Annotated in this window: 13 protein-coding genes; 4 read left to right on the plus strand and 9 right to left on the minus strand. The window is 73.3% G+C overall.

What is annotated here, in order from left to right; genetic code table 11:
- Nucleotides 1-108 precede the first annotated feature (108 nt).
- Nucleotides 109-594 carry a hypothetical protein gene (locus tag ACFXPL_RS29540; RefSeq protein ID WP_384925298.1) on the minus strand — a complete coding sequence of 162 codons (486 nt, stop codon included), beginning with the start codon at nucleotides 592-594 and terminating at the stop codon, nucleotides 109-111.
- Nucleotides 595-927: 333 nt separating this feature from the next.
- Between ACFXPL_RS29540 and ACFXPL_RS29545 the strand changes: the two genes are divergently transcribed.
- Nucleotides 928-1,590, plus strand: coding sequence for a class F sortase (locus tag ACFXPL_RS29545; RefSeq protein WP_384925300.1), 663 nt, complete (start codon nucleotides 928-930; stop codon nucleotides 1,588-1,590).
- A gap of 110 nt (nucleotides 1,591-1,700) precedes the next feature.
- On the opposite strand, the gene ACFXPL_RS29550 is transcribed toward ACFXPL_RS29545, so the two are convergent.
- Nucleotides 1,701-2,585, minus strand: a complete 885-nt coding sequence (locus ACFXPL_RS29550) for a polysaccharide deacetylase family protein (protein WP_384925302.1) — start codon at nucleotides 2,583-2,585, stop codon at nucleotides 1,701-1,703.
- A 94-nt stretch (nucleotides 2,586-2,679) separates the two neighbouring features.
- Nucleotides 2,680-6,045, minus strand: a complete 3,366-nt coding sequence (gene lysX / locus ACFXPL_RS29555; protein ID WP_384925304.1) for a bifunctional lysylphosphatidylglycerol synthetase/lysine--tRNA ligase LysX — start codon at nucleotides 6,043-6,045, stop codon at nucleotides 2,680-2,682.
- 61 nt (nucleotides 6,046-6,106) lie between these two features.
- On the opposite strand from lysX, the gene ACFXPL_RS29560 reads away from it, so the two are divergent.
- A complete protein-coding gene (locus ACFXPL_RS29560) occupies nucleotides 6,107-6,565 on the plus strand; it encodes a universal stress protein (protein ID WP_384925306.1) in 459 nt (152 codons plus the stop codon).
- A 119-nt stretch (nucleotides 6,566-6,684) separates the two neighbouring features.
- Here ACFXPL_RS29560 and ACFXPL_RS29565 read toward each other — a convergent pair whose 3' ends face one another.
- Nucleotides 6,685-7,860: a CapA family protein gene (locus ACFXPL_RS29565; protein WP_384925308.1), complete on the minus strand. Its 1,176-nt coding sequence runs from the start codon at nucleotides 7,858-7,860 to the stop codon at nucleotides 6,685-6,687.
- A gap of 281 nt (nucleotides 7,861-8,141) precedes the next feature.
- On the opposite strand from ACFXPL_RS29565, the gene ACFXPL_RS29570 reads away from it, so the two are divergent.
- A complete protein-coding gene (locus ACFXPL_RS29570; protein ID WP_384925310.1) occupies nucleotides 8,142-8,732 on the plus strand; it encodes a sigma-70 family RNA polymerase sigma factor in 591 nt (196 codons plus the stop codon).
- On the opposite strand, the gene ACFXPL_RS29575 is transcribed toward ACFXPL_RS29570, so the two are convergent.
- Nucleotides 8,651-8,893: a zf-HC2 domain-containing protein gene (locus ACFXPL_RS29575; protein ID WP_384925378.1), complete on the minus strand. Its 243-nt coding sequence runs from the start codon at nucleotides 8,891-8,893 to the stop codon at nucleotides 8,651-8,653. The genes ACFXPL_RS29570 and ACFXPL_RS29575 overlap by 82 nt on opposite strands.
- A gap of 113 nt (nucleotides 8,894-9,006) precedes the next feature.
- On the opposite strand from ACFXPL_RS29575, the gene ACFXPL_RS29580 reads away from it, so the two are divergent.
- Nucleotides 9,007-9,567 (plus strand): hypothetical protein, encoded by a 561-nt coding sequence (locus ACFXPL_RS29580; protein WP_384925312.1) that lies wholly within the window; start codon nucleotides 9,007-9,009, stop codon nucleotides 9,565-9,567.
- 68 nt (nucleotides 9,568-9,635) lie between these two features.
- On the opposite strand, the gene ACFXPL_RS29585 is transcribed toward ACFXPL_RS29580, so the two are convergent.
- From ACFXPL_RS29585 to ACFXPL_RS29600, 4 genes are all read right to left on the minus strand, one after another.
- Nucleotides 9,636-10,832 carry a sensor histidine kinase gene (locus tag ACFXPL_RS29585; protein WP_384925314.1) on the minus strand — a complete coding sequence of 399 codons (1,197 nt, stop codon included), beginning with the start codon at nucleotides 10,830-10,832 and terminating at the stop codon, nucleotides 9,636-9,638.
- Nucleotides 10,833-10,880: 48 nt separating this feature from the next.
- Nucleotides 10,881-12,380 (minus strand): cation acetate symporter, encoded by a 1,500-nt coding sequence (locus tag ACFXPL_RS29590; protein ID WP_384925316.1) that lies wholly within the window; start codon nucleotides 12,378-12,380, stop codon nucleotides 10,881-10,883.
- Nucleotides 12,377-12,742, minus strand: coding sequence for a hypothetical protein (locus tag ACFXPL_RS29595; RefSeq protein WP_384925318.1), 366 nt, complete (start codon nucleotides 12,740-12,742; stop codon nucleotides 12,377-12,379). The genes ACFXPL_RS29590 and ACFXPL_RS29595 overlap by 4 nt, the downstream gene beginning before the upstream one ends.
- A gap of 118 nt (nucleotides 12,743-12,860) precedes the next feature.
- Nucleotides 12,861-13,610, minus strand: coding sequence for a LytR/AlgR family response regulator transcription factor (locus ACFXPL_RS29600; protein WP_384925320.1), 750 nt, complete (start codon nucleotides 13,608-13,610; stop codon nucleotides 12,861-12,863).
- Nucleotides 13,611-13,651: the final 41 nt, after the last annotated feature.

Here is a 13,651-nt window from a genome sequence, read left to right on the forward strand (position 1 = left end):
CGTTCCGGCTCGGGGCGACGGGCGTCCGGCGTCCGGCGTCCGGCGTCCGCGCCCTTCCTGACCCGTCCGGGCCCGCCGGGCCAGGGCGGCCCGCCGGAACCCGTCCGGTCAGAAGCCCACGGCGTTCAGGCGCCGCCGACGGGTGAGGAAGAACGACCCGCCGACGGCCGCCGAGGCGACCAGACCGCCGCCGACCGCCATCTCCGTGGAACTGGGGCCCACGGACCCGCCGAGCCCGCCGAGCGCGCCCCGCCCCTCCAGCACCCGGAACTGGTGCGTGACGGTGCGGGGGTCGTCACTGCACCGGACCGCCAGGTTGTAGTGGCCGGGCGTGGTGAAGTCGTGGATCCTGGCGCGGGCCGAGGAGTGCCCCGACGAGTTGACGGACAGTTCGACCCGGGAGAAGGCGTTGGAGGTGACCGTGCCTCCGTGGCCGCAGCCCTCCACCCGGATGTGGAGTGTGCCGCCCCGGTGGACCTCGAACGGGTTGACGGAGACATCGCGGGGGCCATTGGTGGCGCCGGCCAGCGGAGCGGAGAGCGCCACGGCCGCGCAGGCGGTCGCGGTCACCGCGAGAGCGCGTGAAGCACGCATCGTTGAACCTCCAGCGGAAGGCGCCCCAAAGCGGCGCTCCGGGAAATTCGACGAGAACGCCTTCCATGACGAACCCTCACCGGGCAACCGGAAGCGCGCATTTCGACCCGGTACGCGCGAGTACGCCGACACGCCGTAGGAAAGGGCCCCGGCCGGGCGGAGCCGCAGGTCACGGACCGTCAGAAATTTTGTCGGGCGGATTACTCGGTTGGGGCGTCCCGGTGACCCGGTTGGGGCATCACGGACGCCCGTACCACCCGTTCGCCCGCCACTGATCGCCGGTCGGGCCCCGCGCCCTTACCGTGCCTGCAGGCTGCCCACGAAGGGAGAAATATGGGCCAGGACCACCATGCCCCGGAGTCGAGGAAGCGCTCGCCCTGGGGCGTACTGGCTCTCGTCATGCTCACGGGGATCGCCCTGATGCGCAACGGGTTGGACGTACCGCTGGGACCTCCGCAACCGGCGTCCGCGGCGGCGCCGGCCAGCAGACCCGACCCGGCCGCGCTGGCCACCTCCGCGCTGCCGGACATCAAGCCGCTGCCGTACGCCCCGATGTCCCGGATCCGCATTCCGGCGATCAAGGTGGACGCACCGGTGATGGACGTGGGGCTCGACCCGGACGGATGGATCGCCGCGCCGCCCCCGCAGGACCCCAATCTGGCCGGCTGGTACCAGAACGGGGTGTCACCGGGGCAGCGCGGTACGGCCGTGGTCGTCGGCCATGTCGACAACCAGGCGGGTCCCACCGTCTTCTACGGTCTGGGCGCGGTGGCCAAGGGCCGGCACGTCGAGGTCGACCGGTACGACGGCAGCACCGCCGTGTTCGAGGTCTACGGGGTCGAGGTCTTCTCGAAGAACGACTTCCCCGGCTCCCGGGTCTACGGCGACACCGGCCACGCCGAGCTGCGGGTGATCACCTGCGGCGGCGGTTACTCCAGGACAAGGGGGTACGACGGCAACGTCGTCGTCTTCGCCCGCATGGTCTCCACCCGCTGAACGGTACGGGGCCGGCCCCCGCCACGGGAGCCGGCCCCGTACCCACGTACCCCCCGTTACCCACGTACCCCTCTGTACCCGTACACCCCCGTCCCCCGCCGCGTCGCGGTTCAGCGGTGCGGCACCGCGACGCGGTAGCCCTCGTCCAGCAGCCGGGGCAGATACCGGCGCAGCGCCGTCACGCTCTGCGAACGGTTGCCGCCCGCGTCGTGCGAGAGGATGACGACGCCCGGGCCCGCGCCGTCCAGCACCCTGCGGACGATCGTGCCGGTGCCGGGCGTGGTCCAGTCGAGGGAGTCGACCGTCCAGGCGAGCGGTTCCATGCCCATCTCCGCGCCGAGTTCGAAGGAGTGCCGGTTCCAGGCGCCGTACGGCGCGCGGTACCAGAGCGGCGCGGCTCCGACGGTCTCCTCGATCACCTCGCGGGTCCGCTCCAGCTCACCACGGATGCCGGAGCGGGTGAGCTTGGTCATCTGCGGATGCGACCAGGAGTGGTTACCGATGACATGGCCGTCGTCGGCGATCTCCCGCAGCAGGTCGCGGTGGACGTCGGCCATCTCTCCGCAGACGAAGAACATCGCGCGGACATCGTGGTCGCGCAGAGTGCGCAGGATCCCGGGGGTGTACGCGGGGTCCGGTCCGTCGTCGAAGGTGAGCACCATGGTGTGGCCCAGTTCGGGCAGTTCCAGGAAGGGCTTGCGGCGAACAGGGGGCAGGGGTCTGCCGAGGCCGTTCTGCGCCCCTTCGGTCAGGGGCTGGAGCCGGTACGCGGAGGGGCGCGCCCCCAGGCCGGCCGGCGGCCCCGCGGCGCCTGTCACGGGCGCGTCCCGCACCGGGACCGGCGCGCCCGGCCCGGCCGCGGGCGGCGGCCCGGCGGGGCGGCCGGGTGTCCCGGCCTCTCCGGTGCTCAGCAGCCGGGCGGTGACCGCGACGCCGAGACAGGCGGCGATCCGCAGCGCCCCACGGCGCCCCAGAATCATCTGATCCTTTTTCATGACCAATGGTTCGTACGGCGGATGCTCCACGCCGTTCATCAACACTGGTTATCCCGGGTAAAACACCCGATGGGATGAGGGAACGGAGCACGCTTCAGACCTTGCGCACCAGCGGGAACGGCAGTGTCTCACGGATGGTCAGCCCGGTGAGGAACATGACGAGCCGGTCGACACCGAGGCCCAGACCGCCGGTGGGCGGCATCGCGTACTCCAGCGCCTCCAGGAAGTCCTCGTCCAGCTCCATCGCCTCCGGATCGCCGCCGGCGGCGCGCAGGGACTGCGCGGTGAGCCGCCGCCGCTGCTCCGTCGGGTCGGTCAGCTCGGAGTAGGCGGTGCCCAGTTCGATGCCGTACGCGACGAGGTCCCACCGCTCGGCGAGCCGCGGATCGGCCCGGTGGGGGCGGGCGAGCGGGGAGACATCGGTCGGGAAGTCCTTGTAGAAGACGGGCTCCCGGGTCTCCGCCTCCACCAGCCGCTCGTACATCTCCAGCACGACCTCGCCTCGCGTGTCGTCCTGGGTGTGCGGCACGCCCGAGCGGTCGCAGAGCCGGCGCAGCGCCGCCTCGCCGGTGCCGGCGCCGATCTCCTCCCCGAGCGCCTCGGAGAGGGCCCCGTACACCGTCCTGACCGGCCAGCGCCCCGAGAGGTCCACCTCGGTGGGGCGGCCGTCGGGGCCCGTCCCACGGGCGACCGGCGCGCCGTGGGCGGCGGTCGCCGCGCCCTGGATCAGCTCGCGGGTCAGGTCGAGCATCACGTCGTAGTCGGCGTACGCCTGGTAGGCCTCGACCATGGTGAACTCGGGGTTGTGCTTGTACGAGACACCCTCGTTGCGGAAGATGCGGCCGAGTTCGAAGACCTTCTCCAGGCCACCGACGCAGAGCCGTTTGAGGTACAGCTCCGGCGCGATGCGCAGGGTGAGGTCGAGGTCGTAGGCGTTGATGTGGGTGGTGAACGGCCGGGCGTTGGCGCCGCCGTGCACCCGCTGCAGCATCGGCGTCTCCACCTCCAGGTAGCCGCGTTCGAGCAGCCCCTGGCGCAGCCCCTGGACGACGGCGGAGCGTACGCGTACGACCGCACGGGCGTCGGGTCTGACGATCAGGTCGAGCGCGCGGTGCCGCACCCGCGCCTCGGGGTCGGTGAGGCCGCGCCGTTTGTCGGGCAGTGGGCGCAGACAGGCTCCGGTGAGCCGCCAGTCGGTGACGAAGACCGAGAGCTCGCCCCGGTCGCTGGCGCCGATCTCGCCGGTGGCGGTGAGATGGTCCCCCAGGTCGATGTCGGCGGTGAAGCGGCGCAGCGACCCGGCGCCGGCCGTGTCCCGGGTCAGGGCGAGCTGGAGGTCGCCCGACCAGTCGCGCAGGACGGCGAAGACGACCCCGCCGAAGTCGCGCAGCGCCATCACCCGGCCGGCGACGGTGGTCCGTTCGCCGGTACGGGATCCCGCGGCCGGCGCGGGGTGCGCGGCCCGGATCTCCGCCAGGGTGGCGGTGGGCGGCGCCACCCCGACGGGGTACGGGTCGGTGCCTTCCGCGCGCAGCCGCTCCAGCTTGCGGCGGCGGATCCGTATCTGCTCGGGCGTCCGTCGCTCCCGCGTGGCGGCGTCGGGCCCTGGCAGCCGCAGCGCCTCGATGGCGGGCAGTCCCGCGGTGGCGGCCGGTCCCGCGACGCCGCGGGGACGGCGGCGCCACCGGCCCCGGGCGGTGCCGAGGCCGGGGACGGAGACGAAGCCCTCCGCGATGCCGGAGGCGAGGGCGATCCGGGCGAGGGAGCCCGCGTCGCCGTAGCAGAGGAAGCGGGGGAACCACTGCGGCCGGTACTTGACGTTGGAGCGGTACAGGGCTTCGAGCTGCCACCACCGGGAGAAGAAGAGCAGCAGTCTCCGCCAGAGCCGCAGTACGGGGCCCGCGCCGATCCGGGCGCCTTCCTCGAAGGCGGCGCGGAAGACGGCGAAGTTGAGCGAGATCCGGCGGACGCCGAGTTCGCGCGCGTGGTCGCACAGTTCGGCGACCATGAACTCCATGACGCCGTTGGGGGCTTCGCGGTCGCGGCGCATCAGGTCGAGGGAGACGCCGTCGCGGCCCCAGGGGACGAAGGAGAGCAGGGCGATCAGGATGCCCCGGGCGTCCCGCGCCTCGACGAGCAGGCAGTCACCGTCGGCCGGGTCGCCGAGCCGGTCGAGCGCCATGGAGAAGCCGCGTTCTGTGTCGGTGTCGCGCCAGGCGTCGGCTCGCTCGACGAGCTGGGCCCTCTCCGGCCCGGTGAGCGCGGAGTGCCGCCGGATCGTCGCGGTGGCGCCGGTCCTGCGGACCCGGCCGACGGCCTGCCGGATGACCCGCATCCCCGGCCCCGCGAGGTCGAACCGGTCCGGCAGGAGGATCGCCTCGTCGCCGAGCTGGATCGCGCCGAGCCCGGCGCGCGCGTAGGCGGTGGCGCCGTCCTCGGAGGCGCCCATCACGGCCGGGGCCCAGGCGTAGCGTCTGGCGAGGCCGAGCCACGCGTCGATCGCGGGGGCCCAGGCGGCGCGGTCGCCCACCGGGTCGCCGCTGGCGAGCGCGACACCGGTTTCGACGCGGTAGGTGACGGCGGCCCTGCCGCCCGGTGCGAAGACGACGGCCTTGTCGCGGCGGGTGGCGAAGTAGCCCAGCGAGTCCTGGGCTCCGTACGCCCCGAGCAGGGCGCGGATCCGGGGCTCCTCGTCGCCGTGCAGGGCGGATTCGACGCGCTGCGAGCGGAAGAGGGTGCCGGCGGCGGCCAGCAGGGCCACGGCGCCGAACAGGCCGAGGAGGAAGAAGAGGGGGTGGGGCGGCGTGCCGTCGAAGGCGCCGCTGGAGACCAGCCCGCCGAGCACCCGGTTGGCGGCCCACAGCAGCCGCTGGCCGCCCACGAGGGTGCCGGGGAAGGCGGCGACCAGTCCCCAGCCGGCCAGCACCCCGGCGGCCAGCCCGAGGACCAGGACGAGCAGCGCTCTGCGGACCGCGCCGTGGCGTGTCTCGGCGTAGAAGTGGCGGCGCGCCAGGAGGAGTACGGAGACGGCGACGGCGCACAGCAGGAGGTTGGGCAGCCACTGTCCCTCGGCGAGGGCCATCAGCAGCAGGAGATCGCTGAGGGCGAGCAGCCCCAGATAGACGATCACCAGCCACCAGGCGACCTTCTTCCTGGCGCCGATGGCCGCGGCCAGGAGCAGCAGGAAGACGGCGTACGCGAGGTTGGCGCTGAGGGGGACGACCACGGTGTCGAGGAAGCGCGTGACGGGGGCGAGCAACCGGCGCAGCGGGGCGATGAGCGCGATGGCGGCGCAGTACACGCCGAGCCCGACGAAGAACATCGCGAGGGCGCCCGGCACCCGGCCGAGGAGGCCGTCGGGTGCGGTCCCCGTGATCTTTCCCCGCTCCGGCACCCGGTCCCGTCCGTGCTCCGGTCCCCTGCCCTGTCCCCGCTCCCGTCCTCGTCCGCCGGCGCTCATGATCAGCACTCTAGGCAGACCGGCGTCGGGCCGCCCGTCGGGAGCGGATAACCTGCGTGCCGTGACTCAGCAGCCAACCCGATTCGAACGCGGGACCGATGGCCCGAAGGTGATCGTCGTCGGTATGGACGGTTCCCAGTCCTCGTTCCGTGCCGCCGCGTACGCGAGCGGTCTCGCCCGGCGGCAGAACGCGCTGCTGGCGATCGTCTACGTACAGCCGGTGATGACGGCGGGCGCCGCCCTGGGGGCCCCGGTCGCCGAGGCCACCGGGGAGATCGCCGAGGGGCTGGTGGCCGAGATCCGCGGGTCGCTGGAGCGGGTCAAGGACACCTGGGACGTCCGCTGGGAGTTCCACACCTTCCACGGGGACCCGTACAACGGCCTGGTCACCGCGGCCGAGGAGCTGACGGCGGACGCGGTGGTGGTCGGCGCGTCGGAGTCGGCGGGGCACCGGTTCGTCGGCTCGGTGGCGGTACGGCTGGTCAAGGCGGGCCGCTGGCCGGTGACCGTCGTTCCGTAGGGGCTCGCACCCGGGGACCTCGGGGCGTGTCGCACCCGGGGCCCGTAGGGGGCTTGCTCCGGGGCTCGTGGGGGGGGGCTTGCGCCCGGAGCCCGCCGCCGTCCGCGTGCGCCGTACCGTCAGCCGTCGCCCTCGGTCAGTCCGTCGGCGGCGGCGCCGCGGCTCAGCACCGCCGAGGTGATGGACGACCTGGCCTCCTCGTAGTCGTCGCGGTCCGGCTCGTCGCGCAGGGCGCGCGGCAGGCTGACGACGCGGCCGGACGTGAGGTCCATGAGCTCCGGGACGAACTCGGCCTTCTCGACGCGCCAGCGCTGCCCCGGCGCGGCGGGCGGCGCGAAGGTGAAGCGGCCGATCGAGCCCTGGTTGCCGCGCGGGTCCTGGTCGCCCTCGTCGTCGGCCATCGTGCCGGCGACCTGGTCGCCCATCCCGTAGATGATCCATGTCCCGTTGACCTTCTCGTACGCCTGCGGGACATGGGCGTGGGTGCCGAGGATCAGGTCGATGTCGGGACGGCCGCCGGTGCGGGACGCGGTGAGCTTCCGCCCGAGGCCGAGCTGGTCGTCGTCCGGGGCGGTCTGCCATTCGGTACCCCAGTGCAGGCTGACCACGACGACATCGGCGCCGGCCGCGCGGGCGGCGCGCGCGTCGGCGACGATCCGGCGCTCGTCGACGAGGTTGACGGCCCAGGGCTGCCCGTCGGGAAGCGGCTGGTCGTTGGTGCCGTAGGTGTACGCGAGCTGGGCGACGCGGGCGCCGTTCGCGGTCAGCAGGGCGGGGCGGCGGGCCTCGGCGGCGGAGCGCGCCGACCCCGCGTGCTTCAGCCCGGCCTTGTCGAAGGCGTCGAGGGTGCGGCGTACGCCGTCGGCGCCGTCGTCCAGTGTGTGGTTCGAGGCGGTGGAGCAGGAGTCGTAGCCGGTCGCGCGCAGCCCGGCGGCGAGCTGGGGCGGGGAGACGAAGGCCGGGTAGCCGGAGAACGGCCCCTCCTCCTCGCCGTACGCGGTCTCCATGTGACAGATCGCCAGATCGGCCCGGGACACGACCGGTTTCACCCCGGCGAGCATGGGCCGGAAGTCGTAGCCGTCACCGTCGTCGGCCGCCTCGTTGCCCCAGGCGATGACGGAGTCGTGGGGCAGGACGTCGCCCGAGGCGACGAGGGTGAAGCCGCGCTGCGGGGCGGAGCCGTGTCCCGGCGGTCCGTGGAGGGCGGGCGGCTGTGCGGGGCCGGTGCAGGCCGCCGTGGTGCCGAGGAGCAGAACGGCGGCGGCCACGGCTCCCTGTCGCATGCGCTGGGTCATCGGGCGGACTCCGGTTTCCGTGAAGGGGCGAGAAGGCGGAATACCAACGCAATGAATCCATATAGTCATATAAATACATGTCAAGGAGCCAAGCCGACAGGACGCCCGAAAGGGGCCGAACACCACCGTCCGACCGTTCACCGCACCACTCGCCGCAGTGAGCGACCGCTCGTCGCAGACCTCGGTGCGCTCCCTGTCCCTCGGCGCCGCCATGCGTTCGGATACGGCAGGCGGCAGCGAACACCGCAGGACAGCGACCCCGACGGGAAAGGGCGTTCACGATGACCACGGCCACGGAGACGACCGACGAGCGGGCGCTGACGGAGCTTCAGCGCGACCACGGGCCCGCCCTGCTGAACTTCCTGCTGGGGCTGACCTACGGCGACCGCCAGCGCGCCGAGGATCTGCTCCAGGAGACCCTGGTACGGGCCTGGCTCCACCCCGAGGCGTTCGAGGGCCCCTTCGAGTCCATGCGGCCCTGGCTCTTCACCGTCGCCCGCAGGCTGGCGATCGACGCGCGCAGATCACGCCTGGCGCGCCCCCCGGAGGTCGGCGACGGGGTCCTCGCCGCCGCCGCCGACCCCGAGGACCGTACGGAGAGCACGGTCGCGGCGCTCGACGTACGCCAGGCGGTCCGGACGCTGAGCCGCGAGCACCGCGCGGTGCTGGCCCAGATCTACTTCCGCGGACTGAGCGTGAACGAGGCGGCGTCGGCGCTGGGCATCCCGCCCGGCACGGTCAAGTCCCGCTCGTACTACGCCCTGCGGGCGCTCTCCCGCGAGCTGCCCGGCTACCGCGGACCGTCCTCCGCCAGCAGGTCGTCCTCCGCCAGCAGCGCGAGCAGTGACGGCGCGTCGGCCACCTCCAGATAGGCGGCGCCGCACGCGTCGCACCCCGCGAGGTGGTCCGCGACCCGCCGGTCCTCCGCCGGCTCCAGCGCTTCCAGCACATAGGCGCCGAGAAGCGACCGCACATGCGGACCGGAATCGTCCGCTCCATCGCCGGGCGCGTCACTCTCGGCCTCACCCGTCACAATCCGCTCCCGTCCGCCGCCGGATCCTGCTCTTCTGGCCACGCGGGGCGGTCTCCGCCGGTTCAATGCTCCCTTAAGCACGCTTCGGGGGAGGAAAGGAAGGCGGAAAAGCAATGCGTCCGGAATGTACCGAAGGGGCCGGCGGCGGCCTTCTGGTGCCCATGGCTTGGATGTACGCCGAGTACATCGCCGACGAGCTGCTGCGCACCGGGGATCTGATGCCGCCGACGACGCTGGAGTACCGGGCGGGCCGGGACGCGCTCGCCCTGACGATTTTCCTCTCGGACGGCTCGGTGGGCGGACCGCGTGTCGTGGCCAGGATGGAGGAGTGGCGTTCACTGACGGCGTACGGGACGTCCTGGCGGGACTGGGTGTGCGGACGCCTGGACCTGCTGGAGGCGGCCGACTTCGAGTCGGCCTCGGAGGTCCGCGACCCCGATCTGGCGCTGGCCGGGAACGCCTGGCGCTGGCTGGAGGAGACGGAGCTGCTGGCGCCCGACCTCGACGCGGTGGCGCCCCCGCACGGGACCACGCTCCGCTCGGGAGGTTCCACGGGGCAGCCGGCCGTGGAGTTCACGGGAGAGTTCCCGGGAGAGGAGGCGGGGCCCCGGGTGTGGACCCCGGCCTGGCAGCTCGGGCTGCCGCTGGGCCATCTCGCGATCCATCTCTTCTGACCCCCGCGCCCCGGCCGCCGCGCCGGTGCCCCCGGCCCCCGTGGGCCCGGGGGCGGAGCGACCGCCGCTCAGGTGCCGTGCACCCCCGCGCGGTACTTGGGCACCCGTACCGTGATCTTCGTGCCCGCGCCGATCCCGGTCTCGATGACCAGGCCGTACGCGTCGCCGTAGACCTGGCGCAGCCGCTCGTCCACGTTGAGCAGCCCGATGCCGGTGGACGCGTCGCCCTCGCCGCGCAGGATCCGGCGCAGCCGGTCCGGCTCCATGCCGACGCCGTCGTCCTCGATCACCACCTCCGCCTCGGCGCCCGCGTCGAGCGCGCTGATGGTGATACGGCTCGTCGTGGCCGCCGCCGCTCCTTCGAGGCCGTGCTTGACGGCGTTCTCGACGAGCGGCTGGAGACAGAGGAACGGCAGGGCCACGGGCAGTACTTCGGGGGCGATCTGCAGGGTGACCGAGAGCCGTTCACCGAACCGGGCCCGGACGAGGGCCAGATACTGGTCGATGGAGTGGAGTTCGTCGGCGAGGGTGGTGAACTCGCCGCGCCTGCGGAACGAGTAGCGGGTGAAGTCCGCGAACTCCAGCAGGAGTTCACGGGCCCGCTCCGGGTCGGTACGCACGAACGAGGCGATCGCGGCGAGCGAGTTGAAGATGAAGTGCGGGGAGATCTGCGCCCGCAGCGCCTTGATCTCCGCCTCGATCAGCCGGGTCCTGGAACGGTCCAGCTCGGCGAGTTCGAGCTGGACGGAGACCCAGCGGGCCACCTCGCCGACCGCGCGGGCCAGGACCGCGGACTCGCGCGGCGCGTAGGCGATCAGGGTGCCGAGCACACGGTTGTCGACGGTCAGCGGGGCGGCCACGCCCCAGCGCAGTGGGCAGTCGAGATCGTCGCAGCCGTCGCTGAAGGCCGTGCCGCGCCCGCTGGCGAGCAGTTCCCCGGCCCGCTCCATCGCCCGCTCGGCGTGGTGGCCGCCGCGCCCGTCCCAGGCGAGGACCCGCTCCCGGTCGGTGAGGCAGAGCGCGTCCGTGCCGAGCAGGGAGCGCAGCCGGTGGGCGGCCTTGCGGGCGCTCTCCTCGGTGAGACCCGCCCGCAGCGGGGGCGCGGCGAGCGACGCGGTGTGCAGGGTCTCGAAGGTGGCGTGCTCGACGGGGGTACCGACGTCGCTGGTCCGCTCGGGGCGCGCGGTGCGGCGGCCGAGGACGAAGCCGCCCGCGAGGAGCAGCGGACCGAGCACGATCAGCACGGCGAGGGCGGCTCCGCTCATCGGGCACCCCCAGCGGCTCCGCTCATGGCGCGCCTCCCCCAGCTCCGCTCATCGCGTACCTCCTGTGCTGTCCCGGCCACCCGGCATCAGGGCCTCCGGGAGGTGGAAGCGTGTCATGGCGGCGTTGGTACCGGGCGGTATCCGGCTCCGGGTGGCCAGGGACACCAGGATCATCGCGAGGAAGCCGACCGGTACGGACCACACGGCGGGCCAGGCCAGCAGCGCGTGCGGCCAGCCGGACCGTACCGTTCCGCTCACCGTGATCACCGTCGCCGCGAACGCGAGACCACCGCCGAGCAGCAGCCCCGCGATCGCGCCGGGCGGGGTGAGCCGCCGCCACCAGATCCCGAGCACCAGCAGGGGGCAGAACGACGACGCGGAGACCGCGAAGGCCATCCCGACGGAGTCCGCCACGGGGATCCCGCTGACCAGCAGGGAGCCGCCGAGGGGGACGGCCATGGCGAGCGGGGTCGCCAGCCGGAAGTCCCGTACGCCGCGCGAGGGGAGCACGTCCTGGGTGAGTACCCCCGCGACGGCCGTCGTCAGCCCCGAGGCGGTCGACAGGAACGCGGCGAACGCCCCGCCCGCGACGAGCGCGCCCAGCAGATCCCCGCCGAGCCCGCCGATCGCACGCTCCGGCAGCAGCAGGACGGCGGCGTCGGCGTACGCGCCGTGCGGGAGTTCGGGCACGTACAGCCGGCCCAGCGCGCCGTAGACGGGCGGCAGCAGGTAGAACGCGCCGATCAGCGCCAGGACGAACACGGTGGTGCGGCGGGCGGCCCGCCCGTTGGGGCTGGTGTAGAAGCGGACGACGACATGGGGCAGCCCCATCGTGCCGAGGAAGGTCGCCACGATCAGCCCGTACGTCGCGTACAGGGGATGGTCCGCGCGTCCGGCGACGGCGCCGGTCAGATCGAGGTCCACCGGCGGCCGGCCGTCGCCCTGCCAGGCCAGCAGCAGGAAGATCGCGGGCACGAGCAGCGCGGTGAGCTTGAGCCAGTACTGGAACGCCTGCACGAAGGTGATGCTGCGCATCCCGCCCGCCGCGACGGCCACCACCACGACGAGGGAGACGAGCACCCCGCCGAACCAGTCGGGCGCTCCGGTGAGGATCTTCAACGTCAGCCCGGCGCCCTGGAGTTGCGGGACGAGGTAGAGCCAGCCCGCGCCGACCACGAAGACGCTCACCAGACGTCGCACCGCCCGTGACTCCAGCCGCCCCTCCGCGAAGTCGGGCAGGGTGTACGCGCCCGAGCGGCGCAGCGGCGCGGCGACGAAGACGAGCAGCACGAGATAACCGGCGGTGTAGCCGACGGGGTACCAGAGCATGTCGGGGCCGTGCAGCAGCACCAGCCCGGCGACCCCGAGGAAGGAGGCGGCGGAGAGGTACTCACCGCTGATCGCGGCGGCGTTGAGGGCCGGTCCGACGGTGCGGGAGGCGACGTAGAAGTCGGAGGTGGTACGGGAGATCCGCAGCCCGAATCCGCCGACGAGGACGGTGGCGAGGACGACGAGGGCGATCGCCACCGCCGGGTGGCTCTGGCTCACGGAACGGGCCGGCCCTTCACCAGCCGGGCGAAGTCGCGCTCGTTGCGCTCGGCGCGCCGTACGTACCACCAGGCGAGCAGCGTGAGCAGCGGGTAGGCGGCGAAGCCCAGCACGACCCAGACGGCGGTGGCGTCGCGCAGTGTGGCGAAGGCGAGGGGCAGGGTGCCCGCGACGAGGGCGAGGACCGCGAACGCGGTGAGCGCGGCCCGTAGCTGACTGCGCATCAGGGAGCGGACGTACGCGTCGCCGAGCGCGGTCTGCTCGGCGATCTCCGCCTGGGCGCGGTAGCGCGGCAGGGGCCGTACGCGCCGGGGCTCCCCGGTGACGATCTCGCGGCGCGGCGCCGCGGGCTCCCCGACCATGGTGTCTCCTCCCCCGCCGTACTTCTCGTACCGCCGCGCCCTCCGTGCCGCCCCCCGGTTCGGCGACGGCTCGCGCCCGGAGTGTACGCAGCCCGGTGATCCAAGGGGAAGGCCCTGGTCAGCGACCGGTCTGCCGCATCAGCAGATCCCTCAGCGCGCGGGCGTGCCGGCGGCTGACGGCCAGCTCCGCGTCGCCGACGCGCACGCTCATCGCGCCCGCGTCCAGCCGCATCTCGTCGATCCTGGCCAGCGCGACGAGGTGGCGGCGGTGGATCCGTACGAACCCGCGCGCCCGCCAGCGCTCCTCCAGCGTGGTCAGGGGGATCCGCACGAGATGGCTGCCGGTGCCGGTGTGCAGCCGGGCGTAGTCTCCCTGCGCCTCGGCGTAGGCGATGTCGTCGACGGCGACGAAGCGGATCACCCCGCCCAGTTCGACGGCTATCTGGTCGGCGGCCGGGGCGGCGATCGGGGCGCGTTCCCCCACCAGCTCGGCGACCCGGCGTACGGCCTCCGCCAGCCGCTCCCTGCGGACGGGCTTGAGGACGTAGTCGACGGCCTTCAGGTCGAACGCCTGGACGGCGAAGCCCTCGTGGGCCGTGACGAAGACGATCAGCGGGGGCTCGGCGAACCCCGCGAGCAGCCGGGCGACGTCGAGTCCGCTCAGTCCGGCCATGTGGATGTCGAGGAAGACGACATCGACGGCGGCCGCGTCGTCGGGCCCGGCGTCGAGCGCCGCGCCGATCCCGCGCAGCGCCTCGGTCGCGCTGGTGGCGCCCTCGGCGCGGCGGATCCGCGGATCGGCTCTGAGCAGGTAGAGGAGCTCCTCCAGGGCCGGTTCTTCGTCGTCCACAGCCAGTACGCGCAGCATGACGCCGGAGTGTAGGACGCCGGAGTGTAAGTGGTCGACCG

The organism is Streptomyces sp. NPDC059092 (genome assembly GCF_042756365.1).
In the GTDB taxonomy this organism is placed as follows: Bacteria; Actinomycetota; Actinomycetes; order Streptomycetales; family Streptomycetaceae; genus Streptomyces.

Bases quoted from the DNA above. Each gene is read 5' to 3' on its own strand.
- ACFXPL_RS29570 (WP_384925310.1), top strand. From the start codon at position 8,142: ATGACCACGGCCACGGAGACGACCGACGAGCGGGCGCTGACGGAGCTT.
- ACFXPL_RS29585 (WP_384925314.1), bottom strand. From the start codon at position 10,832: ATGAGCGGAGCCGCCCTCGCCGTGCTGATCGTGCTCGGTCCGCTGCTC.
- ACFXPL_RS29550 (WP_384925302.1), bottom strand. From the start codon at position 2,585: ATGAAAAAGGATCAGATGATTCTGGGGCGCCGTGGGGCGCTGCGGATC.
- lysX (WP_384925304.1), bottom strand. From the start codon at position 6,045: ATGAGCGCCGGCGGACGAGGACGGGAGCGGGGACAGGGCAGGGGACCG.
- ACFXPL_RS29540 (WP_384925298.1), bottom strand. From the start codon at position 594: ATGCGTGCTTCACGCGCTCTCGCGGTGACCGCGACCGCCTGCGCGGCC.
- ACFXPL_RS29580 (WP_384925312.1), top strand. From the start codon at position 9,007: ATGCGTCCGGAATGTACCGAAGGGGCCGGCGGCGGCCTTCTGGTGCCC.
- ACFXPL_RS29600 (WP_384925320.1), bottom strand. From the start codon at position 13,610: ATGCTGCGCGTACTGGCTGTGGACGACGAAGAACCGGCCCTGGAGGAG.
- ACFXPL_RS29545 (WP_384925300.1), top strand. From the start codon at position 928: ATGGGCCAGGACCACCATGCCCCGGAGTCGAGGAAGCGCTCGCCCTGG.
- ACFXPL_RS29595 (WP_384925318.1), bottom strand. From the start codon at position 12,742: ATGGTCGGGGAGCCCGCGGCGCCGCGCCGCGAGATCGTCACCGGGGAG.
- ACFXPL_RS29565 (WP_384925308.1), bottom strand. From the start codon at position 7,860: ATGACCCAGCGCATGCGACAGGGAGCCGTGGCCGCCGCCGTTCTGCTC.